The organism is Gilliamella sp. B2969 (assembly GCF_026536195.1).
Lineage (GTDB): Bacteria > Pseudomonadota > Gammaproteobacteria > Enterobacterales > Orbaceae > Gilliamella.
In genome coordinates, this window is sequence record NZ_JAFNOP010000021.1 from 1 (window position 1) to 7,050 (window position 7,050).

Sequence of the window (7,050 nt, forward strand, 5' to 3'; positions counted from 1 at the left end):
GTTTAGATGCACCCAAACAAGTAGAAGATGATCATGCAATTGTTCGTCAATGTGACAAATGGATATACCCAGTGGATCATCGTGGTAAAGCAATTTATTCAACAGAAACTGGTGCAGAATCAATAGTAACTAATATCGGAGATACCCCAGAAGGTTACACGTTGTTAAAACCAACCAGTGATTTTGATTCGTGGAATGGTAAAAAATGGGAACTAGATAAAGAAAAACAGCATCAATATGATGTGACTACAGCGCAATCACAACAATCACAATTACTTAATGATGCAAATAGCTCAATTAGTAATCTGCAAGACGCTGTTGATGCTGAGATTGCAACAGAACAACAAACTGAAATGCTTAAAAAATGGAAAAAATATCGTTTTGAATTAAATCAGATAGATGTTAATACTGCGCCAGATATTAAATGGCCGGAAAAACCTAATCTGATATAATTTGTGGCAAATAATAGAAAATCCTGTTAATGAAATATGTATAACACGACCAAAGGTCGTGTAAATACTTTTTTATTATTTTTGCAAATGCGAAACAAAATCGATATCGACGTTACACGCATCTAGATATTTAAAAATTGTTTTTACGCTTGTACAATCCGGACTTTTCTCAATTCTGCTGATATTTGAAGCTGCTAAATTTAATCTAGCAGCTAGTTCTGTTTGTGACAATCCCGCCGTTTCACGTGAACTAATTAATAGTTCACGTAGCTTCCATGTTTTTTGTGATTCGTTGTATGCGTCGCGCGCAATCGGATCTGCAAGTGCCTGTTTTTTAATCTCACTAAATGATGTGTTATGTTTTTTAGTCGTCATTTTCAATCATCTCCTTAAGTCGGATTCTAGCTGTTTTTAGCGCATTATCAGGTGTTTTTTGCGTTTTTTTAACAAACGCATGTAATAAATAAATAGTTTTTGAATGTTGATACACGTAAATAGTACGAGCAATATTGTTACGTTCGATAACTCTCAACTCGAATAATCCGCCTCCAAGTGATCTACTAAACGGCATACGCAGTTGTCCGGCTGTTTGTAATTTTTCAATAAGGTCGATTGTTTTACCTCGTAAAACTGGCGGTAAATTTAAAATTTCCTCTTTTGCGTCATCATGCGTTCGTATTGTAAACATTTTAGTAATTCCGTGTATCATTTTTTATAATTATATCAAATATGATATTTAAATCAACTGAAATTTATCAAAATAAATAAAAATATCAATTTTAATAAAAATATCAAAAAAAGTATAAATTTTACTGGACTTCGCATTTCACGAGAGTTATTGTTCTGACATCGAAATAAAACAAAATCCGGTGGGGAACAATATGAACGAGTTAAAATTAGTAGCAGAAATTAAACGAGATGTTGAACATGCAAATAGCAGACGCAGTGGAGATATTTCATGGAAAAATTGGGCGGCTAGAGATATCTTTGACGCATACAATATTAGCAGTAACGCAGTTAAAACTATCATTAAACGGGCTATTAAAACGGACGGTGCGTCACTAGCTAACGATATAATAAAATTAGAAACTAAATAAGCCCACGAGGGGCTTTATTTATTTTTTATGTAGCTTGTTTTTACATCTAGTTGTGATGTCCTTTCCTACTTCCATCAGTTTAGCTATATCATTATTAAAAATATCGCCGTTGGGCATTTCTAATGTGTTTTGAATGACGTTCATTAGCGCGTGTAGCTGCGATAATTTGTTGTCAATTGGTTCGATATTCATTATGCAGTCATTTGTAACATTATTCATTATTTCGTTCTCCATTTTATTTGTAACAGCTATAAATATAGTTAATTTATAGCTGTTATTAAATTATCTGTTTCGCGTTCAAACGAACGTTAATGAATATTTTTCCGGATTTGACGTTGTATATCGATTTTTAGTCTGTCGCACTCATTTCTAATCTGTTTTGCTCGCTCTATATGAGTTTTAAACGTTTTAACGGTCCCCCCATTTTTTATTCCCTTTTCAATTTCTTGTAATAGCTGTTTTAATTGCTGTAATTTTTGTTCTAGTTTGCAAAAATCATCATCGGTGGGTAATGTATTTTTATTCAACATAACAACCCTCCGCTTTGATTTTTATACGAGCTGCTAATACTAAAATGTAATTATTAGCAAACATACGACGAGCATCACGTTCGTTGTTTGCTGTTATTGATAATTTTACTATAGTGTTTGTGCGATCAATGCGTTGAATAGCTGCAAATTTATATGTAAACATGATCACCCCCTATTTTTGACCAACAATATCGATTGACGCCAGTCTGTGGCACGGTTTTACAGAGTTCACTAGCTCATCATCAGTCAAATTTTCTATTGATTTGATCTCACTATTCATTGCCCCCAAAATCTCATCAATCGATTCACGTTTACGTATTGCATGAGCAATAATGAGTCGCTCATGCTGTTTTATTGCAGCTGTATATTTAGTTAATATCGCGTTAATTCGGTTGCATTCGTTAGTAATTATTGGCAGGTGCCGAACATCAAATTCAGCGGGTGACGGTGTCCCGGTGACGTATCGAATAGCAAACCAAATCGCAGCGCTAGCGGTTCGGCTGAAATGAAACTGATTGGATATCTCGTGTATTTTTTGCGTCAGTTCTCGCATTTGTGCTGCTGTTAATTTTTCGTATTCGATGTTGTCAGTTAAATTGTTGGTCATTACCGGTACAATTTTTTTATAGCCGTTTTTTGCAAAATGATTAAATAAAAAATTAAAACATTCGCACTGGTACCGCAGGAGCATGTCCCCCGATTTTGTGCGACTAGGTACCAATTTTTGTAGCCACACATTTAACATTGACAGAGGCAGGCATAAATAACGTTGGGTACCTCCATTTGTTGGTAATTTAATATATTTCAACGAGTGGTTTACGTCATTACGTTTTTGGATTTGTTCGCGCGATGTACTGTAATTAATGCCTATATTATCGCTAATCTGTTTGACTATTAAATACGGCAAATTTTCATAAAAAATTACGTCAATTTCATGATCATAAAATTTCACGGTTTCGATTTTGACGTCGGTGGGTTCGACTGGAGACAGAACGGGGAGGGTGGCAGGGGGTGGGGTTGTTTTTTTGGTTTCGTTATCCAGGATATCGAGCACCCATTGTCTGAATTCTTTTGCGATTTCTGTGTTAGCAAACATAGCTATTAGATGAGCACCGCGTAATGAAAAAATCCGAACCGATTTTTCACGTAAATTATTGTTTATCCCATTGGTTATCAATTTGATAACCGATGTCATCTTACTAGTAAACTCACTTTTATTTCGGTTATATAATATAGTAACAGATTTTGAGCTTGAGTAGTTGAGTGCCTTTGATAATTCGCTAGATGAGATCCAAATTTGATTATTGAGGGTAATAATAGATAGGGGTGTGTTATTGAATACTAGTTGAGTAGTCATGATTAAATTCCTTTACCTGGTTTATTTAATCACCGTCCATTCTGCTAAAAATGGGCGGTGAACTAGGCAAGATTAGCAGTACCGTTGTAAAGGATAACGGCGAGCCTTTCGGCTCTCTCACCTAGCTCACCATTGAATAGATATAGCTAGATTTATGACATAAAAATACCGCTTAGAGCGGTTTATGCTCCTTTACAATGCAAGCTGCTAAACTTGACCGCAGATTTTGCTACGGTTTTTATACAGTAATTGTTTTGTGTTGTTATGTCAATACCTCCTGTTTTTTGTTATTTTTCGAGACGGTCAATTTGACCGTCTCAGACTGAGGTACTCGATTCGAGTACCTCAGTCATTGAAGAATGAAATTCATCTACAGTTAGATGATAATCTATTTTACCGCGTCCATGACCTAAAGCTCTTTTTTGAGCTAACCCAATTTGGGTTGCTCGGAACTATCCCGTAACGGTGGTCGAATCGACCACCAATGGAATAAATATAGGTTGAGAGCGGGGTCCCTGTTCTCACTCTACACGTATCCACTCTCCAGGCATGTGTTTATTTACAGTACCTGCGCGTAAAAAATTTTTTATAGTTTCATAATCCTCAGCAACCCACAAATCTCTCAATTTTTCACCGTTAGCATATAAAATACTGGTTTTAAATTCACGGCTAACAGAATTAATCGATTTAATTTCGATAATGTTATTTGTATTTAATATTATTTTTCCGTCAGACGTTGTTAATTCTATAAAATTACTCATTTTAATATTCCTAAATTTTTTAAATTTGATACGGGATCATTCAATTCATTTTTGGCAACTAGCATTAATTTATTGTGCTCTATTGCTACATAAATTTTGTAATCATCATCATTACCGACCCACATTTTAGTAGCGTAATAGCGCTCGTATTTTTCTTTTTCTATGTCAGATTCTAAAATATAGTCTACAAACTCATCGGGCGTTCTGTTTGGAGGTAACTCGATAAAACCCGCGTCTAAATTAATTTTTGGTATTTTTTTTATTTCTGAGTTGTAGCTCCCGCCGATAAATAAAACATTAATTTTTGTTTGATTCATTATTTTTCTCCAAAATTTGCTCGATTTGCTTTATCAAATCTGCAGGGGCATTTTTTAACGAAAATGTGACAGTGTTGTTTTTGTATTTTGCTGTTATACCGCTGCCAAATTTGCGCTCGGTCGGTTGTTCGGTCAACGGCTGGACAGATTCGAGTTTTGAAAAAACATCTTCTGTTGTGAGCTGTTTTTTATTTTTTATGATTTCTGTTGCGGTCATCATCATCGCGTCAGCATGTTGTTGATATAATTTTGCCAGTCGTACGCCCGCCCGCAGACTAATTTCATTCGGCGATTTAAAACATTTAATTATTTCAATCGGTAGCGTTGCTGTTTCTATATAATTTCTAACAGTTTTTCTATCCATTTTTAAATCGTCTGCGAGATGAGTGAGATTGTCACAAAATTCACGATGTAGTCGTCGTTTGTATTGCATTCCCAGTTCGTACGCACTCGGTTTTTGATGTTCGTTACCGGTGTCAGATAGATAGTTCATCTCTTTATCTGTTAAATCACCGACAAGCACCATGTAGTCGCGATTTGCGAGTATTGCAGCTTTACGACGACGACTACCGTCTGCTATCTCGATCACACCATTTATGTCACGTCCAATTGCTGGAAACTGTTGACCAGATTTTGACATTGTAGGCAAAATGTCAGCGAGCGAATCAGCATCAAGCAGCTCTTGAAGCCGAATATTGTCAGAATAAACCATGGTTTTTTTATCAACAAATTCAGCTGCAATAGTTTTGCATGTTAGTGTCACATCTCGTCCGAGCACAGATAAAATAATGGTATTACCAGGCGCAATATTTGCAACTCGTCGTGATAGATTTGCAACTGTTGGTGTGGTGTTGCGACTAACTGGCGCAGTTGTTGTTGCTGTTTGTTCAGTATTGTCAAAATTAATTTTTGGTGCGTGTTTCATGTTATAGCCCCCATCGAGGTTTTACTAATTTGTTTAAAATTTCATTTGCTACCGGTTCCCAAATTGAAACCGCATTTTTCCATGCTGATGATGTACTGCGTTGGTCGGCAGCCTGTTCGAATATAGTACGCATTCGAATCTGACCTTTCCCTACCTCGTCAGTTGTTCGAACTATTTCACTCAACACCATTTCACCCCACGAACCTCGTATTTGTTCCAACATCCATTCGCTCTGACTACCCATCGCATTACTGTATTTTGTTACCAATACGCGCACGTCTGGCTCAAAACCACCCAAATCTATGTTGCTCATTACGTCATTTAACATAGTAAAAAATTGGTACGAACTGACATAGTCGTAGAGTTCTGCCGGTGTTGGTACAATAATTACATCTGCAGCACAAACTAAATTTACTGTACCGACACCGAGAGTTGGCGCACTATCTATAATAATAATGTCGTAATCGTTCCAAATCGTTTCAATTCCTGCACGTAGTAGTAGATGCGGTTCTATGCTGAGTTTACCTTCGTCGTGATTTATATAGACTTCACTCTCAATTCTATGTAATTCTAGACATGACGGTATAATGTCGAGTTGTGGCCAGCAAGTTGGTTTTATTGCATATGCCAGGTTATTTTTTTCACCTAACATGAACGGTAATACAGTGTCATCACCGGTTATGTGTAATTCGGGAACGTAGCCGTGGTATAGCGACGCAGTGGCCTGCGGGTCCATATCAATAATTAACGTGCGATAACCCTGTAGTGCGTACGATTGAGCGATATGAACACTCGACGAGGTTTTGTAAGCTCCACCTTTATTTACCGAGACAGATATAACCACAGGTTCGCTATCGGAGGGACGAGCAGGTCGAGTTCCAAATACTTCTCTCATATTATCAATTTGATAAATTGTATAACCTGCTCTGCGTGAAATTGACCCTGCTTTTATTGTGTCGGGTTCTGGTAGTTTTCCTGCATCTTCGGCTGCTCGAATTGTTGGTTCAGATACACCAGCAAGATCAGCAGCTTCTTTTATACCGAATCGACGAGTGATTATACGCGATGACGGTTCATCACTGCCGAATTGTGCTCGTGCAATTTGTGTTGTCATCATCTGACCGCGTCGCACACACTGCTCTAAAGTTGTTTTTAATGACATAAAACCTCCTAATTTTCCATTTTGCTTATTTTAGCCCATTTTGCTTATAAAAGGCAAAACAACCAAAAATAAGCAAAATTTTTAAGTTTTGATTTTTTAATTCTATTTTTTAAAATTTGTAACTTTTATGAATGTTACAAAAATATCATTTAAAAACAATGTATTAATATAAACATTTTTTGTTGTTACATTTTTATAAATAATGGTTACAAATTTAATAAATATATTTTTTTTAATTTCTATTTATATTTTCATTAAAGGGAACATATTTAATGAATGATTTAATAATAAAGGGTACATATTTAAATGTCAACACAAAAGGTAACATATTCTTGAATTAATTTATTATGAGGTCACATATTGAGCGTTAACTAATCCGAGAGGGAACAGCTTAATTAATAAAACGCGCGTTTTATTAATTAAGCTGTTCCCTCTCGGATTAGTTAACG

General features: G+C 36.0%; 11 protein-coding genes and 1 pseudogene. 2 read left to right on the top strand and 10 right to left on the bottom strand.

What is annotated here, in order from left to right:
* Positions 1-452, top strand: a 452-nt coding sequence (locus J3U66_RS12650) for a tail fiber assembly protein (protein WP_267349236.1), incomplete at its 5' end; no start/stop codon positions are given.
* A gap of 75 nt (positions 453-527) precedes the next feature.
* Here the strand turns inward: J3U66_RS12650 and J3U66_RS12655 are convergent.
* Complete coding sequence (locus J3U66_RS12655) at positions 528-827, bottom strand: helix-turn-helix domain-containing protein (RefSeq protein WP_267349237.1); 300 nt, start codon at positions 825-827, stop codon at positions 528-530.
* Positions 817-1,140: a type II toxin-antitoxin system RelE/ParE family toxin gene (locus J3U66_RS12660; RefSeq protein ID WP_267349238.1), complete on the bottom strand. Its 324-nt coding sequence runs from the start codon at positions 1,138-1,140 to the stop codon at positions 817-819. Before J3U66_RS12660 ends, J3U66_RS12655 begins: the two co-directional genes overlap by 11 nt.
* A 193-nt stretch (positions 1,141-1,333) precedes the next feature.
* On the opposite strand from J3U66_RS12660, the gene J3U66_RS12665 reads away from it, so the two are divergent.
* Positions 1,334-1,549, top strand: coding sequence for a hypothetical protein (locus J3U66_RS12665; RefSeq protein ID WP_267349239.1), 216 nt, complete (start codon positions 1,334-1,336; stop codon positions 1,547-1,549).
* Between the two features lie 308 nt (positions 1,550-1,857).
* Here the strand turns inward: J3U66_RS12665 and J3U66_RS12670 are convergent, their stop codons facing one another.
* From J3U66_RS12670 to J3U66_RS12700, 8 genes and pseudogenes are all read right to left on the bottom strand, one after another.
* Entirely contained in the window at positions 1,858-2,079 is a 222-nt protein-coding gene (locus tag J3U66_RS12670; protein ID WP_267349241.1) for a hypothetical protein, read from the bottom strand.
* Positions 2,069-2,242, bottom strand: coding sequence for a host cell division inhibitor Icd-like protein (locus J3U66_RS12675; RefSeq protein ID WP_267349242.1), 174 nt, complete (start codon positions 2,240-2,242; stop codon positions 2,069-2,071). Before J3U66_RS12675 ends, J3U66_RS12670 begins: the two co-directional genes overlap by 11 nt.
* 9 nt (positions 2,243-2,251) lie before the next feature.
* A complete protein-coding gene (locus J3U66_RS12680) occupies positions 2,252-3,133 on the bottom strand; it encodes a phage antirepressor N-terminal domain-containing protein (protein ID WP_416379748.1) in 882 nt (293 codons plus the stop codon).
* Positions 3,110-3,436 (bottom strand): annotated as a pseudogene (locus J3U66_RS12955) (Bro-N domain-containing protein); the annotation flags it as partial. The pseudogene J3U66_RS12955 and the gene J3U66_RS12680, both read right to left, overlap by 24 nt.
* Before the next feature lie 521 nt (positions 3,437-3,957).
* The gene (locus J3U66_RS12685; RefSeq protein ID WP_267349244.1) at positions 3,958-4,197 is read right to left on the bottom strand and encodes a hypothetical protein; all 240 of its coding nucleotides are present in this window, start codon (positions 4,195-4,197) and stop codon (positions 3,958-3,960) included.
* Entirely contained in the window at positions 4,194-4,514 is a 321-nt protein-coding gene (locus J3U66_RS12690) for a hypothetical protein (protein WP_267349245.1), read from the bottom strand. Before J3U66_RS12690 ends, J3U66_RS12685 begins: the two co-directional genes overlap by 4 nt.
* On the bottom strand, positions 4,495-5,439 hold the full coding sequence (locus J3U66_RS12695) for a ParB/RepB/Spo0J family plasmid partition protein (protein WP_267349246.1): 945 nt from the start codon (positions 5,437-5,439) through the stop codon (positions 4,495-4,497). Before J3U66_RS12695 ends, J3U66_RS12690 begins: the two co-directional genes overlap by 20 nt.
* Before the next feature lies 1 nt (position 5,440).
* Complete coding sequence (locus tag J3U66_RS12700; protein ID WP_267349247.1) at positions 5,441-6,601, bottom strand: AAA family ATPase; 1,161 nt, start codon at positions 6,599-6,601, stop codon at positions 5,441-5,443.
* Positions 6,602-7,050: the final 449 nt, after the last annotated feature.